We start from the raw sequence: 18,961 nt of genomic DNA, 5'->3' as shown, positions 1-18,961 counted from the left end.
GGTCCGACGCGGTACGGCACCTGGCCGCGGTCACGGCAGCGGCCAGGTGTACGGCCCCGCGGGGTCGTCCAGCCACGCCCACGCGCGGTCGCCGTCGACCGTGATCCCGTACCGCTCGCGGGCCGGCCAGGCCTCGTGCTCCCACAGCGCGTGCGCCTGGTCCGAGGTGAGGCCGCCCGCCGTCAGGGTCAGCAGGAAGCGCAGCAGCTCGTCCCCCCTGGCCCGGCGCGGCAGGCCGGCGAGGTGCACGTCCGGGGCCTCTCGCTCGGCCCGGGTGCCGCCGCGCAGGGGCACGAAGTAGGCGGCCGTGTGCAGGAAGCGGCCTTCGGCGTGCCCGGCGTCGCGTACCCGCAGGGCGATCAGGCCGGTGGCGAACGGGGCGAGGATCCGGGCACCGGGGCGGCACTGGGCGAGCCAGGGCCGCGGGATCGTGTCCAGCGCGCAGGTGGCGACGACACGGTCGAAGGGGGCCCGCTCCGGGCAGCCGCGTGCCCCGTCGCCGGTGACGACGGCCGGGCGGCGGCCCGCGGCGGCCAGGTGCCGCCGGGCGGACTCCGTGATCTCCGGATCCAGGTCGACCGTGGTGACCAGCTCGTCGCCCAGCCGGTACGAGAGCAGCGCGGCGTTGTAGCCGGTGCCCGCGCCGATCTCCAGGACCGCGTCCCCGTCCCGTACCGCCAGCTCGGCCAGCATCTTCGCCATCAGGGACGGCTGGCTGCTGGACGACAGCAGCTCGCCGTCGCGCAGGCGCGTGGCCAGCGGGGTGTCCGCGTACGCCCCGCGCAGCCACTCCTCGCGTCGGCGCACGCTGGGGTCCTCGCCCCATCTGCGCTCGTAGCCGCCCTGCGGGCCACCCGCCCCCACGTAGTAGTACGGCACGAACAGGTGGCGCGGGACGGCCGCGAAGGCCGCCCGCCAGACCGGGTCGGCGTCCCAGGCCCCGCTCGCGTCGATCTCGCGCACCAGCGCCGCCCGCGCCGTGGCGGCGAGGTCGTCGAGCCCGTGGTCGACCGCGTACGCGCTCATACCTCCACTGTGCTGCGGGACGGGCCGGGAGGCGAGCGCCGGGGCCGACCGATCCGGAACCGGCCCCTTCGATTCGGGAACCGGCCCCTTCCATACGGCCGATCATCCGGTGGTCCCAAGTCTCGATCATCCGGTGGTCCTAAGTCCTGAGTCATCGGTCTGCCCGTCTGAGACCATGGACGGTGTGAAAGAGATTCGGCGCGGCACGCTTCAGGAGCAGACCTTCTACGAGCAGGTCGGCGGCGAGGAGACCTTCCGGCGCCTGGTGCACCGGTTCTACGAGGGTGTCGCCGAGGACCCGCTGCTGCGGCCCATGTACCCCGAGGAGGACCTGGGCCCGGCCGAGGAGCGCTTCACGCTGTTCCTGATCCAGTACTGGGGCGGTCCGACCACGTACAGCGAGAACCGCGGGCATCCCCGGCTGCGGATGCGGCACGCGCCCTTCGCGGTCGACCGGGCGGCGCACGACGCCTGGCTGAAGCACATGCGGGTCGCCGTCGACGAGCTCGGCCTCTCCGAGGAGCACGAGCACACGCTGTGGAACTACCTGACGTACGCGGCGGCTTCGATGGTGAACACCGAGGGCTGACCGGCGACGTCCGCCGGAGACCGGGCGACGGCACTCCCCGACGGGTGACCTGGCAGCGGACCTGACAGGTGAGCCGACGAGTGAACTGAACCGGCTGACGCGCGGATTCCGGTCGCGCGTCGCCGGATTCCGGTCACGATCCGGTCAAACCCAGTCCTCAAGCGCTTACCCGCGCCCCCTCACCTCTGACAGCATCGTCGAAGATCCGGGAAGTCCGGCGATACGGCGGGGGGCCGGGTGACGGGGTTCGTCCTACTGCGTGTGCGAGCGCATCGTTTGCTGCTGGCCGCTGCGCTGCTCACGGTCGTGCTGACGACGGCCGTCCTGGCGACCCTGACCGCGTACTCGGGTGCGATCGGCGACGCGGCACTGCGGCACTCGCTCCTCGACACCCCGGCGACCTCGACGGACGAGGGGGACAAGGCGGCCAAGGCGGATGTACAGGGCGCCGCGGCCACGACGCTGGTCGTCAAGGCCGATGTCCCCGCGGAGGAGCGCAAGGCCGCCGACCGGGCCGTACGGGACGGGGCCGAGCGCACCTTCGACGGGCTGCCCGTGACGCTGCGGACGCTGTCCCGGTCCGGGCCCTACGCCCTGCCGAGGTCCCTCCAGGAGCCCGCCGCCCGCTCGAAGGACCCGGATCTCACCCACTTCGCGGCGCTGGACGCTTCCCAGGTCCGGACGGTCGAGGGACGCGCGCCCCGGGCCCCGGGCGACCTCGCCGACGGCCCCGAGATCGAGGTGGCCCTTCCCGAGACCGCCGCCCGCCGGCTGGCGGTCGAACCGGGCACGCGGCTGACCCTCGTCGACCGTTTCGACGGCCCGGAGGTACGGATCCTGGTGACCGGTCTCTACCGGCCCGTGCGCGTCACCTCGCCCTACTGGCAACTGGACGACCTGCACGGACGCGGGGTCAGCAAGGTCGACTTCACGACGTACGGGCCGCTGCTGGCGGACCCGTCGGTGCTCGCGGCCACCGGGGACGAGCGACGGGTCAGCTCCGGGCCGACCGCCTGGCTGGCGTCCGCCGACTTCTCGGCGCTGACGACCGGTCGGATCGACGCCCTGAGGGAGGCGGCCACCACCGGGCCCGGTGCCCTGCGCAAGTCGCCCGCGCTGCACGGCACCACGGCCATCACGACCTCGCTGCCGGAGGAACTGGAGCGGGTCGAGCGGTCGTTGCTCGTCTCCCGTTCGACGCTGCTGATCGTCGCGCTCCAGCTCGCCCTGCTCGCCGGTTACACGCTGTTGCTCGTGGCCCGGCTGCTGAGCGTCGAACGGGCCGGTGAGACACGGCTGTTGCGGGCGCGCGGTGCCTCGCGCGGACGGGTGGCCGCACTCGCCGCGCTGGAGGCCTCGCTCCTCGCCCTGCCGGCCGCCGTCTGCGCGCCGCTGCTCGCCGGGCCGTTGACGCGGCTGCTGGCCGGGCAGGGGGCGCTGTCGCGGATCGGGCTGCGCCTGGACACCTCGGCCGCGGCCGGCGCGGTGTGGGCGACGGCGGCCGCGGTCGCCCTGGGATGCGCGCTGGCGGTGACCGTACCCGCGCTCACCGCGCGCGAGGAGACCGCGGCAGGCGGCCGGGCCCGCTCGCTGCCGGCGCCCGTACGGGCCGGTGCGGACATCGGCCTGCTGGTCGTCGCGGCCGTCGCGTACTGGCAGTTGAGCCGGCAGACCTCCGGCGCCGTCGGCTCCACCGGCGCCGGCCGGTCGGAGGCGGCGCCCACGGACACGCTCGGCATCGACCCCCTGCTGGTCGCCGCTCCCGCGCTGGCCCTGCTGGCCGGGACGGTCCTCACCCTGCGCATCATGCCGCCCGTGGCCCGTCTCGCCGAGCGGCGCGCGGCCGGTGGCCGCGGGCTCCCGACGGCGCTCGCGGGCTGGCAGTTCAGCCGTCGTCCGATGCGCGGCGCGGGACCGGTCCTGCTGCTCGTCCTCGCCGTCGCCATGGGCATGCTCGCGATCGGCCAGGGCGCGTCGTGGAACCGCTCGCAGGACGACCAGGCGGACTTCCTGGCCGGCACGTCCGTACGGGTCCTGGCGGGCGGCGAGGACGGCCTGTCCCGGGCCGGGCTCTACGCGGACCTCGACGGCGTGCGCGGGGCGGCGCCCGCGATGCGTACGTCGCTGCCGCTGTCCGGCAACCGGACGGCCGCGGTGCTGGCGCTGGACACGGAGGGTGCCGGGGCGGACTCCGGCGACGAATCCGGTGACGGTTCCGGTGACCGCTCCGGGAGCGGAGAGGCTGCCGCCTTGCTGCTGCGCGGGGACCTGGCGGACGAGCCCGCCGGGCGGCTGCTGGCGGGGATCGGCCCCGGCCGGGCGGGATCGGCGGGCGTGACCCTGCCGAAGGACAGCACGCGGCTGGAACTGGAACTGCGCATCCGGGCGAGCGCACAGCCCTCGGCGCCCGGCTCGGCGGCGTACCGCTCCAGGATGACGGCGGACGTGACCGTGACGCTGGAGGACCGCTACGGCACCCCGTACCGCATGTCCGCCGGCGACCTCCCCGCCGACGGAAAGGCGCACCGCCTCACCGTGCAGCTGGCACAGGCCGGGCAGGCGCAGTCCGACCGGGCCGCCGAACCGCTCTCGCTGACCGGGGCGCAGCTCGACATGTCCCAGCCGACCGGGCGCGCGGAGGAACACCGGCTGTCCGTCGAGCAGTTGACGGCCACGACGTCCGACGGGACGCGGCGGAAGCTGTCGGCGCCCCCGTCCTGGCAGGTGACGTCGCAGAACAACCAGACCACCGCGGACCCCAAGGCGGGCAACACCCCGACGGGCCCGGACGTGGAGTCCGAGCGCCCGCTGGCCGTGACCTACGGAACCGGCTACATCCCCCGGGAGACCCCCTGGGAGACCTCGTCGGTGACGATCCGGCTGCGACCGGAACGGCCCGCCGCGCCCGAGGTCGAGGCCGTCGCCACCGACGACTTCCTGAAGGCCGCGGGCGCGCGGAAGGGGGAACGGCTCGACGTCCCCTTCGGCGGCTCGGCCGTCCCGGTACGGATCGTGGCGAGCGTCCGCGCACTGCCGACCACGGAGGGCGCGGAGGGCTCCGACGCCACGCGGAGCTCCGGCGGGGCGCTGCTGGTCGATCTGCGTTCCGTGAACCGGGTGCTGGAGGAGCGGTACGGGGAGAGCGTCGCGCCCACCGAGTGGTGGCTGCGCACCGAGCCGGGCGCCGAGGCGCGGGTGGCGGCCCAGTTGCGCGAACGGCCCGACGTCGAGCCGTCGCAGGTCGTCGTGCGCGACGAGATCGCTGAGCGGCTGCGGGACGATCCGTTCGGGGCGGGGCCGGAGGCGGCGTTCGCCGCGGCCTCCGTGGTCGCCGCCGCGCTGGCCGCGGTCGGCTTCGCGGTGAGCACGGCGGGCTCGCTGCGGGAGCGGAGCGCCGAGTTCGCGCTGCTCCGCGCGCTGGGAGCGCCGCGCCGCCAGCTGGCCCGGCTGGTCGCGGCCGAGCAGGGGGTCCTGGTGGCGCTGGCCCTGGTGGTGGGGGTGGCGCTGGGAGCGGTACTGACCCGGGCGGTCGTTCCGCTGATCGTCCTGACGTCCCGGGCCACCCGGCCGGTCCCGGAGGTACTGGTGGAACTGCCCCTCGCCCGCGTCGCGTTCCTGCTGGCGGGCCTGGTGGTCGCGCCGCTGATCGTGACCGCCGTGCTGGTGCTGCGGCGGGGCGACTCGGCCTCGTCGCTCCGGTCGTTGCGTGTGCTGCACGAACAGGGAGGTGAGTGAGATGGGCAGGGAGGAGAGCGAAACGGGCGGAGAGGCGAGAGGGACGGACGGAGAGATGAGGGGTACGGGCGGAGAGGTGAGTGGGACGGGCCGCCGCCGGACCTTCACGCGTCGGGATGCCGGACCCCCCGTCGTCGCCCCCTGGATCCGTACCCGGCTGCGCGCCGCGCCCGGCGCCACCGTCGCCCTCGCCCTGCTGGTGCTGGCGACCGTCTGCCTGGCCGCGTCCTTCCCACGGGCCGTCGACCGCTACGAGGACGCGGGTCTGCGCCGGGCGGTCGCCGACGCGACGGCCCTCAGGACCTCCGTGCAGCTGTCGGCCCCGCCGCCCTCCCTCGGCGCCACACAGCAGGAACGCGAGTCGGTCCTGCGGCCGGCCTCGGTGCGCGAGCGGTACCGGAGCATCCTGAAGGTGGTCGAGCGCCCGCTGGTCGCCGACGCCGGCCGGTCCGCGTACGGCGTGCGCACCACCAAATCCCTCGAATCGCCGGAGAAGTGGCTGCCGCGGCCGACCGGACTGCCCGCGCACATGACCCTCGTCGCGCAGAACGGCCTCGCCGACCACTCCCGGCTGCGCGAGGGCCGACTCCCGCGCGCCGACGGCACGGTGACCGCCTCGACACCGGAACTGGAGGCCGCGGTCACCACGGAGACCGCCGAGAGCCTCCACATCGAGGTCGGTGCGGTGATCCACGTCCCCGCCGTCGAACGCGCCCCGCTCGCCGTACGCGTCACCGGCATCGTCGCCCCCCGCGACCGCGAAGGCGCCTACTGGGCGACCCAGCCCGTCCTGCGCACCCCCTCCCTCGTACGGCTGCCCGCCCAGGGCGCCGAGCCGAGCATCTACTGGCTCGGCGCGCTCCTCCTGGCCCCGGACGCCGCGCCGGCCCTCCTCGGCACCCCCGGCGCCCCCGCCCGCTACTGGCAGCTGGCCCCCTCCCCCGCCGCCCTGACCGCGAGCGAACTGCCCCGGCTGGCGAGCGCGATCGCCGCGCTGGAGTCCGGCCCCGGGCTGCTGAAGGTGCGCGCGCTCACGGATCCGGAGGCCGACGCGAGTACCGACCTCGACGACGTCCTCGCCTCGTACGCCGGACTCCGCTCCGGCATCCGCCCCCTGGTCGCCGTTGCCGCCTTCGGCAGCGCCACGGTCGCGGCCGTCGTGCTGCTCATGGCCGGCGGCCTCACCACCGACCGCCGCCGCGGCGAACTCGCCCTGCTGCGCGCCCGGGGCGTCTCCCTGCTCGGCCTGACGGCCCGGCTGTTCGCCGAGACGGCGGTGGTCGCCGTACCGGCCGCCGCGCTCGGCCTCGCCGCCGCCCTGCTCGCCGTCCCGTACGGCCGCCTGTCGTACGCCGTCTGGACCGCCGCCGCGGTCGCGCTCGTCGCCTGCGCCATGCTGCCCGTGCGCGCCTGGATCACCCACCGTGCCGTACGCGTCCACGGCGCCCGCGAGGACCTCGCGTCCGTACGCCCTTCGCGTCGCCGTACGGTCGCCGAACTCACCCTGCTGGTCCTGGCGTCGGCGTCGGTGTTCGCGCTGCGGAGCCGGGGCACGTCGGGCGGTTCCGCCGGCGCGGCGGGCTCGGGCGACCCGGCGGACCTGGACGGTTCCGCCGCCGGCTCCGGTGATCAACTCGTCGCGCTGGCACCGGTCCTGATCGGGGTGATCGCCGCGCTCCTGCTGGTCCGGCTCTATCCGCTGCCGCTGCGCTGGCTGGCCCGTCCCGCGGGCCGGCTGCGCGGTGCGGTCGGGCATCTCTCCCTGGCCCGCGCGGGCCGCACCTCCGTCTCCACGGTGCTGCCCCTGCTCGCCCTGCTGACGGCCCTCACCACGGCCGCGTTCGGCGGGTCCGTCCTCGCGGGCGTCGCGGACGCACGGGACCGGGCGGCCCTGCTGAGCCTCGGGGCCGACGCCCGCGTGGAGGTGATGGGCGCACTCCCCGCCGACCTGCCTGAACAGCTCCGCTCGGCGTCCGGCGTACGCGAGGTGACCCCGCTGAGCATCGGCTACCAGGCCAGGCCCGGGACCGGCGCGGAGACGGTGTCCCTGACCGGCGTGGAGCCCGAGGGATACGCTCGGCTGGCGCGGAGCACACACCTCGGGGCCTTCCCGGCGGGCGAGCTGACGGCACCGGCGGACGCGAAGCCCTCGAAGTCTGCGAAGCCTCCGAAGTCCTCGGGGTCCTCGGGGTCCTCGGGGTCCTCGGGGTCCTCGGGGTCCTCGGGGTCCTCGAAGGAGGGTGCGTCGAGCGAGTCCCCGCTGCCCGCCCTCGCCTCCCCCGCCGTCGCCGAGCGGTTCGGCACGCAGCCCTTCCCGGTGCGCCTGGAGGACGGCAGCGACATCACCGTCCGCATCACCGTGGTGCGCGAACTGACCCCGGCCGTCTCGGGAACCGACTTCCTCGTCGTGGACCGCGCCGGCCTCGGCGCCGTCGCCGCACGGCCGACGGCCCTCCTGCTGACCGGGGACCGGATGGACGCGGACGCCCTGCGCAAGGCCGCGGGAAGCGCCGCGGACGTACGCCTGCGGACCGACGAACGCGCGCGGTACGTCGACTCCCCTCTCCAGTCCGGCGCCGAACGCGTCTACGCGGTGGCGGTCGCCGCCGCCTCCGGATACGCCGTACTCGCGCTGCTGCTCGCCCTCGTACGCGCCGCTCCCGAACGCTCCGCCCTGCTCGCCCGGTTGCGCACCATGGGCCTCACCCGCGGCCAGGGCCGACGGCTGCTCGTGCTCGAAGCGCTGCCGCAGGCCCTGCTCGCCGCGGTGGGCGGGGCCCTGACGGGCTGGGCGGCGGTCCGCCTCCTGGCACCCGGCGTCGACCTGACCGCCGTGGCCCTCGCCACCCCCGGCGACAGCCCTCCCCCCGGCACCGCCGCACTGCACACCGACCCTGCGTCCCTGCTCCTGCCCGCGCTCGCCGTGCTCCTGGTCGCCACGGGCATCGCCGCGGCCCAGGCGTGGTGGACCGGACGCCGGGGTTCGGTCAGGGAACTGCGGGCGGGGGACGCCCGATGACCCCTCCCGAAGCCACTCGATGGCGCCCGACGACCACGACTACCAGCCGGAGCCACCGGATGACGACCACGACCGGAGACGCCCGATGACGACCACCGACTCCGTCGGTCCCGCCGGTTCCGCCAATCCGGCCGGTCCCTCCTTCGCCGACCTCGCCCAGCGCGCCGCCGACCGCCGCGACCGCCCCGCCTACGGCCATGACGCCCTGATCACCTGCGACCGGCTGGTACGGATCTTCTCCACGGACGGCGTGGAGGTACAGGCGCTCCAGGGCCTCGATCTCCTGGTCCGCGAGGGCGAGTTGATGGCACTGGTCGGCGCGTCCGGCAGCGGCAAGTCGACCCTGATGAACATCCTGGCGGGCCTGGACACCCCCACCGCGGGCGCCGCCCGGGTCGCGGGGCACGACCTGCTGACCATGGGGGCGAAGGACCGGCTCGGCTACCGGCGCGAGACCGTCGGCTTCGTCTGGCAGCAGACCGCCCGCAATCTCCTGCCCTATCTGACGGCCGCCCAGAACGTCGCCCTGCCGATGCAGCTCGGCGTCTCCCGCAAGGGCCGCCGCGCGCAGGCCCGACGCGCCCTGGAACTCCTGGAGTTGCTGGAGGTCGCGGAGTGCCGGGACCGCCGCCCGTTCCAGATGTCCGGCGGTCAGCAGCAGCGCGTCGCCATCGCCGTGGCGCTGGCCAACGACCCCTCGGTCCTGCTCGCCGACGAACCCACCGGTGAACTCGACTCGCACACCGCCGAGCAGATCTTCGCCGCCTTCCGCACCGCGAACGAGCGGCTGGGCACGACCATCGTGATCGTCACGCACGACCAGGCGGTCGCCACCGAGGTCCGCCGGACGGTCGCCATCCGGGACGGCCGTACCTCCACGGAGGTCCTGCGCCGCACCGAGGTGGACGCCACGACCGGCCACGAGACGGTGGTGGCCCGCGAGTACGCGATGCTCGACCGGGCCGGGCGGCTGCAACTGCCCGCCGAGTACACCGAGGCCCTCGGTATGCGCGACCGCGTCGCCCTGGAACTCGAACCGGACCACATCGGCGTATGGCCGGACGACAGCGAACACCGCTGACCCGCGGGCGAAAGGGGCCGTGAAAAGGGGGCGCTGAGGGGGCGTCGAAAGGGGCCGCTGAAGGGGGGTCTCCGGAGGAGGAACGCTCAGCGGACGCTGACGTCCAGCGCCCCGAGCCCGGCCTTGCGCACGGCGATCGTCCCGTACGGCGTCCGCAGCCTGAGCCACGCGCCCGACGACAGCAGCCGCAGCGGGGCCTCGTCGGGTGCGGCGGCAGAGGCGGAGGCGGTGCGCGCGGGCCTGAGGAAGCCCAGCGACTGAGCCGCGTGGGCGGCCCGTACCGGGAGTTCGGTGTCCCCGACCGGCCGGGACCAGATCTCCCGCCCGATCCCGTCGAGCGCGGCCCGCGTACGCCCCTCGGGCGTCAACTCGTCGATCCGCGAACGGAATTCGGCGACCACCGCGGCCACGATCGTGCGCACCGCGTCGAGCCCGGGCAGTCCCGGCTCCGGCCGCCAGCCGCCGCGCGGCGGCAGCACTCCGGCCCACGGCGGCCCGGTGACGGCGGCGGGCACGGCGGCCGTGGCCGCCGCCTCGTCGAGGGACTCCAGGAGTTCACCGGCCGAGACGGTCACGTCCAGGGTGAGGTCGAGACCGTTCTCGTACGGCTTCGCGAGCCGTGCCGTACGGATCGCGAGCACCTCGAACGACGGCGGCCGGCCGAACACCGCGAGCGTCGTCCCCGACGCCTGCAACCGCACCGCGGCGGCCCGGTCGTAGTGGATCAGCCGGGCCAGGAAGGCGGCGAGATCCGCCGCCTCCCCCTCGTCGACGAGGTGCAGGGCCGTCATGCGGCGACGGCCCCCGCGGAACCGGCCGCGTCGTCCGCGTACTCCTGGAGGAACTCGCGCTCCTCCGCGGTGATACGACGCGGCCGCTGCGCCTCGAAGTCGAACGGCACTATCACCGTCTGGGCCCGTACATACACCTGGTCCGGGTCCTTGACCTCGTAGGAGATGGTGAACGAGGCCGCTCTGATCTGCGTGACCCACAGCTCGATGTCCACCGGTGTGTGCCGGTGCACCAACTGCTGCTTGTAGTCGATCTCATGGCGTGCCACCACGGACCCCTGCTGGAAATCCTTGTCCGGGCGGAACAGGAAGTCGATACGCGCCTCCTCCAGATAGCGGAGGAAGACCACGTTGTTGATGTGGCCGTACGCGTCCATGTCCGCCCAGCGCAGCGGGCAGCGGTAGATGTGCCGCAAGGAGATCAGCCCCGGGTCAGCTTCTTGTAGGTGGCGCGGTGCGGACGTGCGGCGTCCGCTCCGAGCCGCTCGACCTTGTTCTTCTCGTACGACTCGAAGTTGCCCTCGAACCAGTACCACTTCGACTCACCCTCGTACGCGAGGATGTGCGTCGCGACCCGGTCCAGGAACCACCGGTCGTGGGAGATGACCACGGCGGCACCGGGGAACTCCAGCAGCGCGTTCTCCAGCGACGACAGGGTCTCCACGTCGAGGTCGTTGGTGGGCTCGTCGAGGAGCAGCAGGTTGCCGCCCTCCTTGAGGGTCAGCGCCAGGTTCAGCCGGTTGCGCTCACCGCCGGAGAGGACGCCGGCCGGCTTCTGCTGGTCGGGGCCCTTGAAGCCGAACGCGGAGACGTACGCCCGCGACGGCATCTCGACCTGGCCGACGTTGATGTAGTCGAGCTCGTCGGAGACGACGGCCCACAGCGTCTTCTTGGGGTCGATGTTGGCGCGGCTCTGGTCGACGTAGCTGATCTTGACGGTGTCGCCGACCTTGATCGCGCCGGAGTCCGGCGTCTCCAGGCCCTGGATCATCTTGAACAGCGTGGTCTTGCCGGCGCCGTTGGGACCGATGACCCCGACGATCCCGTTACGCGGCAGCGTGAAGCTCAGGTCATCGATCAGAACCTTGTCGCCGAAGGCCTTGGAGAGGTTCTCGACCTCGACGACGATGGAGCCCAGCCGCGGGCCCGGCGGGATCTGGATCTCCTCGAAGTCCAGCTTCCGCATCTTGTCGGCCTCGGCCGCCATCTCCTCGTAACGGGCGAGGCGGGCCTTGGACTTGGTCTGACGGCCCTTGGCGTTGGACCGCACCCACTCCAGCTCTTCCTTGAGCCGCTTGGCGCGCTTCTCGTCCTTGCGTCCCTCGACCTTGAGGCGGGTGGCCTTCTTGTCGAGGTACGTGGAGTAGTTGCCCTCGTAGGGCAGGGCGCGGCCGCGGTCGAGTTCGAGGATCCACTCGGCGACGTTGTTCAGGAAGTACCGGTCGTGCGTGACGGCGACGACGGCGCCCGCGTACTTCGAGAGGTGCTGCTCCAGCCAGTTCACCGACTCGGCGTCCAGGTGGTTGGTGGGCTCGTCGAGGAGCAGCAGGTCGGGCGCCTCGATGAGGAGCTTGCAGAGCGCGACGCGGCGCTTCTCACCACCGGAGAGGTTGACGACGGGCCAGTCGCCGGGCGGGCAGCCCAGCGCGTCCATGGCCTGCTCCAGCTGCGCGTCGAGGTCCCAGGCGTTGGAGTGGTCCAGGTCGTCCTGGAGCTTCCCCATCTCCTCCATGAGCGCGTCCGAGTAGTCGGTCGCCATCAGCTCGGCGACCTCGTTGAAACGGCTGAGCTTGCCCATCAGCTCGGCGGCGCCGTCCTGGACGTTCTCCAGCACCGTCTTGGTCTCGTCCAGCTGCGGCTCCTGCATGAGGATGCCGACGCTGTAGCCGGGCGACAGGAACGCGTCACCGTTGGACGGCTGCTCAAGGCCCGCCATGATCTTGAGCACGGTCGACTTGCCGGCACCGTTCGGCCCGACGACGCCGATCTTCGCCCCCGGCAGGAAGTTCAGGGTGACGTCATCAAGAATCACCTTGTCGCCGTGCGCTTTGCGCGTCTTGCGCATGGTGTAAATGAACTCAGCCAAGAGAAACCGTCCGGACGCTTGAAATCGGCAGTGGGCAGATACACCCCATCTTGCCGTACCGCCACCCCTCGGGGGAAACGCGTAGGGCGGAGGCCGCTGAGCTGGGACGGGGCAGTCGGCAGTGAGCTGTCGGCGCGACAATGAGTTCATGTCCGATGACTCACTGTTCACTTGTCAAGGTGCGGGTTCTCGTTCCGGATGCCGCTCTCGCGCCGCTCGCGCGATGTGGGGCCGGGCTCCCGAGTTCAGCTCCGCTCCGGCTCTCAGTCCTGCGAAGGTGTCTTCTTCTTGTGGATGAAGAGGATCGCGGCGCCGCCGATCAGGACCAGGCCGATCGCGATTCCGGCTATCACCGGGGTCGCGCTCGACGCGCCGGTCTCGGCGAGGTCCGTGGTCGTGGCGGCCGTGCCGCCGACCGTGGCGGGGCTCGGCTCGTTCAGTGTCCGGACGGTCTCCTCGGCGGCGGCGCCGCTCTGCGTCTTGCAGTCGAGCACACCCTGGAACCGCTTCTCGTAACCGCCCGGCCCCTCGACCGTGAAGTCGTACGCCTGGTCCTCCTGCAGCGGAACCGTCACGGTCTGTGACGACCCCGCCTCGACGGTGTGCTCAGTGCCCAGCAGCTCGAAGGTGAACGCCTCGTCGCCCTCGTTCACCGCCGTGACGTCGAGGCCGCCCTCCGCGCAGTTCTTCTCGGCCGACAGCGCGGGTATCGCCCCGGCGCCGGCCCAGTTCGCGGTCGCCGCCGCGGAGACCGTCGACTCGCTGGAACCGGCCAGGATCTGGGTCTGGCTCCTCGTCTCGGAGGCGAAGGCCCGTCCGACCGGCACGGTGGTCGAGGCCTGCACCGTCAGCGCGGCCGAACCGTCCGGGGCGTCCTCGGCCACGTCGAAGAACAGCTCGCTGCCGTCGGTCGCCGACGTGATCTCCTTGCCGTCCCGGCCGACGACCTTCACCCCGCTCGTGGCGTCGGCGAGCGGCGTCACCGTCACACCGGCCGCGTTGGTGCGCACGGTGACCGGGCCGAGCAGTTCGCCCGGACGACCGGAGACCGCCGGCGGATCCAGCTCCAGGGAGGCGGCGGGCTCCGCCAGGTCACGTGCGCTGCGCTGCAGGTAGTCGGCGAGCTTCTCCGCCTGCGGGTCCACGGCGTCCACGTCGGCGCCGTCCGAGTACCGCCAGATCGCCACCTGCGTGCCGACCGCCGCGTCCTGCTGCGTGAGGCCCTTGGCGCCCGCCTTCTCGGCCAGCGCGGCGAGGTCGTTGACCTGCGGGTAGGAGTTCTGCAGGATCCAGCGGATCCGACCCGCGTCGGGGTTCCCGTTCAGCGACGTACCGCTCCAGGGGGTCTCCTGGTACTTGGCGTCCTTCTGCGTCGGGCTGTAGATGTCGACGCAGTAGGTCTGCAGGGTGCCGCCGTTGTCCACGGACATCTCGAAGAGCCCGGCGGAGACCTGCTTGTCGCCGCCCTCCTCGTGGATGATCGCGGGCCCGGACGTCTTCAGGCCGCCTATCGTGGCCGTCGCACCGCCCTGACTCAGAGGTACTTCGTCCGCGACGGCCGCACCGGCGGTGGTCACGGCGCTCACGGCGACGAGACCGGACACGAGCACCACCGCGGCCAGGCGGGCGGCGGCGGCACCTCGCCCGTGCACGGACGGCGCAGAGAACGAAGAAAGCACAGAATTCCCTTTCGAGCGGGACCCGTTGAACTGGAGGGTTACGGCCCCACCAGCGGAATCAGCAGCCCCGAGAGCTATGCCCGGCATCCTAAGGACGGGGCGCAGCTCCCTCCCCGGTCATGTCATCCGATCAGTGATCCGAATCGGAATCGTTATCGCCAGGGCCGGTTACGGGCCGCGCTTATCGACAAATCCACCGGGACCGTTCGCAACGCATCAACTGATAAGCCGCACTTCGGTCAGGCCGGGGTTTCAGCACTCACAGTCACCACGGTCACACCGCCAAGGCTGGTTCCCGCCGCCGCCGAGCCGCCTGCCCGGTCGGCGCAGCCCCGTCGCTCGGCTCAGCGCCGTCGCTCGACTCCGCCCCGTCGGCCGGATCGGCCGGCTCCGTCTCCCAGCTCGGCTCCGGGCGGGCCGACCCGCCCGCCGACTGGCCGGACACCTGCTCCGACGCCTGGTCGCCCCTCAGCGTCCTCCGGAACGCCGCGGTGCCGCGCGCCAGATCGTGCCCGATCGCCGAGGCCTCGATGTCCGCGCCCGTCCACGACTGTCCGTCGCGCTGCTCGGAGCGGACCTTCAGCCTGCCCCGCACCATCAGCGGCTCCCCGAGCGACACGGACGCCTGCACGTTCGCCGCCAGCGTCCGATTGGCCCACACCGTGAAGAAGTTGGTGTGCCCGTCCCGCCAGGCGCTCTTCTCCCGGTCCCAGAACCGCTGCGTGACCGCCAGCCGGAACCTCGCCGACGGACCTGCCGCCGTCTCCCGGAACACCGGCTGTGTCGCCACGTTCCCCACCACGCACACCATCGTCTCGTTCATCGCGGAAGCCCTCCCTGCCCACGCGCACGGGCTCGTCCCGTGCGGCTGCGTCTGTCCGTTCGGCGGACGCGACACGGCGCTCGTACTTCGAACGCCCCGTGACGCCCCGTGACGCCCCGTGACGCCTCAAGACGCCTCGTGACGCCTCATCACGTCCCATGACGCCTTCGTCACGTCCCATGACCGCCTCGCGATCACGTCGTGTCCGCCGAGACCTCAGACTGCCTCCGTCGGCCCGAACCCGCTGAGCCCTGTGGGCCACCCCCGACTTGTGGACAACTCCGCCACCCGAACGAGAACCTCCGCCGACAAGCTCCCCCCACCTCACCCCGCCGACACCGTGACCCCCGAGACCCGCAGAAACTGCTCCCGCACCTCCCGGTACCGCAGCAACTCCCCCGCCACCGGATCGAGAACCCGGGCCCGGCCGCATCCGGCCGCCGCCTCCCGCAGTCTCCGTTCCGCCTCGGCCCCGTACCGCCGCGCGGGCCCGCTCGCCGCGAGTCCGCAGGCCCACTCAACACCCGGGCCGCCCACGATGCCGATGACCATCAGCAGCACGGGCACCCCGAGGTTCGGCGACATGAAGCCGATGACCTGGGCCAGCAGCCACAGCCCGCCGACGACCTGAAGGACGGTCATGGCCGCCTGCGCGAGCACCGCGGCCGGCCACCAGCCCGGCCGCGGCGGCCTGCCGACCGGCGCCCCGGCCCGTACCGCCAGTTCGTCCAGGGCCTCGCTCAGCCCCTGCGACCCTCGTACGGCCGCCTCACGCACCGCCTGCGCCCAGGGCGCGGGCAGCCCGTCGGTCGCCTGCTCGGCCACCGTGCGCACCGCCTGTTCGACGCGCTGCCGCGCCGTGGCCTCCTCGTCGTCGTACGCCCGTACGGACAGCCGTCCCGTCGCGGGCTCGCGCCGGTCCTGGTACCAGCGCCACAGCCGCAGCCAGGGCGTGCCGCACGCGCGGTTGGCGTTGCGGCGCCACGCGCGCTCGGCGGCCTCGCCCGCAGCCGTGGCGCCGACCGCGTCGGCGAGCCGGTCGGCGAACTCGTCGCGTGCCTCCTCGCTGAGCCCGGCCTGCCGCCGGTTGGCGTAGACGGGCCACAGGCGCACCGCGGCCGCGTCCACGTCGGCCGAGATCCGCCGGGCCGCGGCGCCCCGCCCGGCCACGAAGTGCCCGAGCACCTCGCGCAGTTCCCCGATGCCGTCCCCGGTGAGCGCGGACAGCGCGAGAACGGTCGCGCCCGGCTCGCCGTACTCGCCGAGCGCGATCCCGTCCTCGTCGAGCAGCCGCCGCAGGTCGTCGAGGACCTGGTCGGCGGCGTCCCCGGGCAGCCGGTCGACCTGGTTGAGGACCACGAAGGTGACTTCCGCGTGGCCCGCCATGGGCCGCAGATAGCGCTCATGGAGGACCGCGTCGGCGTACTTCTCCGGGTCGACGACCCAGATGACCGCGTCCACGAGCGCGAGGATCCGGTCCACGTGCTCCCGGTGCTGGACGGCCGCCGAGTCGTGGTCGGGCAGGTCCACCAGGACTAGCCCGCGCAACTGCGCCTCGGCCTCGGCACTCTGCAGCGGCCGGCGGCGCAACCGCCCCGGGATGCCGAGCCGGTCGATGAGTCCGGCCGCGCCGTCGCTCCAGCTGCACGCGATGGGGGCGGCGGTGGTCGGCCTGCGTACCCCGGTCTCCGAGATGGCCACTCCGGCGAGCGCGTTGAAGAGCTGCGACTTGCCGCTCCCGGTGGCCCCCGCGATGGCGACCACGGTGTGCTGCCCCGAGAGCCTGCGGCGTGCCGCGGCCTCGTCCAGGACCTGTCCCGCCTCGGCGAGGGTCCGGCTGTCCAGCCGCGTCCTGGAGAGCCCCACCAGTTCGCGCAGCGCGTCGAGACGGGACCGCAACGGCCCGTCGTACGCGAGAGGGGCCACCACGGGTGGCCTGTTGTCCACGACGGCCTCCCGTACGGGCCTGACCTGACCCTCGGCCGTGGCGGACACGCGCCGGGCGATCAGCCCGTCGTCCCAGCCGCCCACCACGTCCGCGGCGTCCGTGGCATCCGCGGCGTCCGCACCTCCGGAGCGAGGGTCGGAGCCGGAGCCCGCCTCCGTGGACCCGCGCCCGGAATCCCCCTTCTCCTTGCGCACGATTTCCCTGCCGATTTCCCTACCGGCTTGCCTACCGGTTTCCCTACCGGGCTCCTCCTTGTGTGCGTTTTCCCCGCCGGGGTCCTTCTTGCGGGTGTCGTCGTCCCCCGGCTGGTCGGCGTGATCCGTGTGGTCCGTGACGGCGGTCACCGCGGTCACCTCTCCTTCTGCAGTACCGACAGCGCGGCGATGAGTTCGGCCTGGGGTTCCGGATGTACGTCGAGTGCGTCGAGCGGGGCGAGCCGCCGCTCCCGTTCGTCGTGCAGCGCCTTGTCGAGGTAGTCGGTGAGCAGCCGGCCGCCCTTGTCGCGCAGCCGCAGCGCCCCGTGCGCGCCGATCCGCTCGGCGAGCCCCTCGCCCGCGGAACGCGCCCGCCGACCGCCCAGGAGCGCCGTGGCGACCAGCGCGGCCACCGCCTCGGGATCCGGCGCGACGCTCTTCTCCAGGGCACGTACCTCGTCCTCGGCGTACTCCTCCAGGACGCGGCGCCAGCGCCGGGCCGCCATCCCGATACGGTGCTCGGCGCTCTCCAGCGTGGGATCGCGGTCCGTCAGCCCCGGGGCGCCCGCGGCGGGTTCGCGCCGCCACGCCTCGTCGACACGCTCGTCGGCCGCGGTGACGGCGCACAGCAGGAGCGCGGCCAGGCTCTCGACGAGCGCGTCCAGCAGTTCACCGGCGCTGGAGTCCAGCGGGTAGCTGCGCCAGCGTTTGAGCGCGCCTCCGGCGAGGACGGCCCCGGCCTGCAGCCGGCCCCGCAGACGGGTGTACTCGCTGTCGTACGCCCCGTCGACGGCCGCGGTGAGCCGCAGCGCGGCGGCGTACTGGGCCGCGGCGGCGGAGGCCAGTTCGGGCATCCGTGCCTTGAGCGAGTCGAGCGCCCCGTACGCGGTGCGTGCCATCGCCCGGTGCCGGGTGCCGGGGTCCTGCGCCTGCTGGGCCAGCCAGGCGCGCAGGGGCGCCACGGCGGTGGCCGGAAGCAGCCCCCCGCCCCAGGCGGACTCGGGCAGCTCGGGCACGGTGAAGCGGGGCACGTCGCCCAGCCCCGCCTTGGCGAGGAGCGCGCCGAACTGCCGCGAGACCTCGGACACCACCTGGTGGGGCACCCGGTCGAGCACCGTGACGAGGGTGGCGTCATGGTCCTTCGCGGTACGCAGCAGATGCCACGGCACCGCGTCGGCGTACCGGGCCGCCGTGGTGACCATCACCCAGATGTCGGCCGCGCACATGAGCTCGGCGGCGAGCACCCGGTTCCCGGCCACCAGGGAGTCGATGTCGGGCGCGTCGAGGAGCGCGAGCCCCCGGGGGAGGGTGTCGGCGGTCTCGATGCGCAGGACACGCATGTCCTCCTCGCCGGGCAGCAGCGGATCGTCGTCGACGTCCTGGTGCGGCATCCACACGCGCGTGAGGTCGGGCAGCACGCGCATCCCGCTGAACCAGTGATGGTCCTCGGGGTGGCACACGAGCACCGGGGTACGCGTCGTGGGCCGGAGCACCCCGGCCTCGCTGACCCGCCGCCCCACAAGGGAGTTGACCAGCGTCGACTTGCCCGCCCCGGTCGATCCTCCGATCACGGCGAGCAGGGGTGCTTCGGGTTCTCTCAACCGGGGCACGAGATAGTCGTCGAGTTGCGCGAGCAGTTCGTCGCGGTTGGCACGCGCGCGTGGAGCCCCCGCCAGGGGCAGCGGGAAGCGTGCGGCGGCGACACGGTCGCGCAGGGCGGAGAGTGCGTCGAGCAGCTGGGGCCGTACGTCCAAGGTCACCACATGCGAAGAATGCCCAATTTTGCAGGCTTTCTAAAGCATATGGGCATGTCTGCGCGCCGATTGGACACACGGGGCCTAAGGGACGACTGGGGCGCAGGCATAACGAGTGCACAACACCCGGGGCGTGAGACGCCAAAAGCGATGCACGATTCGTACCTGCCTGCGATTATCAGGACCGCTTCACTGAACCTCCACATCGAGCCACGGAGGTGAAGGGCGAAGCCCAG

At 73.2% G+C, this 18,961-nt stretch carries 12 protein-coding genes; 4 read left to right on the top strand and 8 right to left on the bottom strand.

Annotated features, from left to right (window positions below):
• Window positions 1-30: 30 nt before the first annotated feature.
• Window positions 31-1,026, bottom strand: a complete 996-nt coding sequence (locus J8N05_RS12110; protein ID WP_210882507.1) for a methyltransferase domain-containing protein — start codon at window positions 1,024-1,026, stop codon at window positions 31-33.
• A 175-nt stretch (window positions 1,027-1,201) separates the two neighbouring features.
• Here J8N05_RS12110 and J8N05_RS12105 point away from each other — a divergent pair, with 175 nt between their 5' ends.
• From J8N05_RS12105 to J8N05_RS12090, 4 genes are all read left to right on the top strand, one after another.
• The gene (locus J8N05_RS12105) at window positions 1,202-1,615 is read left to right on the top strand and encodes a globin (protein ID WP_189779239.1); all 414 of its coding nucleotides are present in this window, start codon (window positions 1,202-1,204) and stop codon (window positions 1,613-1,615) included.
• A gap of 261 nt (window positions 1,616-1,876) precedes the next feature.
• Entirely contained in the window at window positions 1,877-5,350 is a 3,474-nt protein-coding gene (locus J8N05_RS12100) for an FtsX-like permease family protein (RefSeq protein ID WP_247706244.1), read from the top strand.
• Between the two features lie 55 nt (window positions 5,351-5,405).
• Window positions 5,406-8,369, top strand: coding sequence for an FtsX-like permease family protein (locus J8N05_RS12095; protein WP_407699900.1), 2,964 nt, complete (start codon window positions 5,406-5,408; stop codon window positions 8,367-8,369).
• Window positions 8,370-8,454: 85 nt separating this feature from the next.
• Entirely contained in the window at window positions 8,455-9,450 is a 996-nt protein-coding gene (locus tag J8N05_RS12090) for an ABC transporter ATP-binding protein (protein ID WP_210882505.1), read from the top strand.
• An 86-nt stretch (window positions 9,451-9,536) separates the two neighbouring features.
• On the opposite strand, the gene J8N05_RS12085 is transcribed toward J8N05_RS12090, so the two are convergent.
• From J8N05_RS12085 to J8N05_RS12055, 7 genes are all read right to left on the bottom strand, one after another.
• Window positions 9,537-10,241: a hypothetical protein gene (locus J8N05_RS12085; protein WP_210882504.1), complete on the bottom strand. Its 705-nt coding sequence runs from the start codon at window positions 10,239-10,241 to the stop codon at window positions 9,537-9,539.
• On the bottom strand, window positions 10,238-10,657 hold the full coding sequence (locus J8N05_RS12080; protein WP_107016174.1) for an acyl-CoA thioesterase: 420 nt from the start codon (window positions 10,655-10,657) through the stop codon (window positions 10,238-10,240). Before J8N05_RS12080 ends, J8N05_RS12085 begins: the two co-directional genes overlap by 4 nt.
• Window positions 10,658-10,662: 5 nt before the next feature.
• A complete protein-coding gene (gene ettA, locus J8N05_RS12075; RefSeq protein WP_210882503.1) occupies window positions 10,663-12,327 on the bottom strand; it encodes an energy-dependent translational throttle protein EttA in 1,665 nt (554 codons plus the stop codon).
• A 263-nt stretch (window positions 12,328-12,590) separates the two neighbouring features.
• Complete coding sequence (locus J8N05_RS12070) at window positions 12,591-14,006, bottom strand: TQXA domain-containing protein (protein ID WP_247706242.1); 1,416 nt, start codon at window positions 14,004-14,006, stop codon at window positions 12,591-12,593.
• A 274-nt stretch (window positions 14,007-14,280) separates the two neighbouring features.
• Window positions 14,281-14,829 (bottom strand): single-stranded DNA-binding protein, encoded by a 549-nt coding sequence (locus tag J8N05_RS12065; protein ID WP_210882501.1) that lies wholly within the window; start codon window positions 14,827-14,829, stop codon window positions 14,281-14,283.
• A 324-nt stretch (window positions 14,830-15,153) separates the two neighbouring features.
• Window positions 15,154-17,130, bottom strand: a complete 1,977-nt coding sequence (locus J8N05_RS12060; protein ID WP_407699899.1) for a GTPase — start codon at window positions 17,128-17,130, stop codon at window positions 15,154-15,156.
• Window positions 17,127-18,734 carry a dynamin family protein gene (locus J8N05_RS12055; RefSeq protein ID WP_210882499.1) on the bottom strand — a complete coding sequence of 536 codons (1,608 nt, stop codon included), beginning with the start codon at window positions 18,732-18,734 and terminating at the stop codon, window positions 17,127-17,129. Before J8N05_RS12055 ends, J8N05_RS12060 begins: the two co-directional genes overlap by 4 nt.
• Between the last annotated feature and the right edge of the window lie 227 nt (window positions 18,735-18,961).

Source organism: Streptomyces liliiviolaceus (genome assembly GCF_018070025.1).
GTDB classification, from domain to species: Bacteria; Actinomycetota; Actinomycetes; order Streptomycetales; family Streptomycetaceae; genus Streptomyces; species Streptomyces liliiviolaceus.
This window is presented reverse-complemented; position numbering and strand designations above follow the sequence as displayed.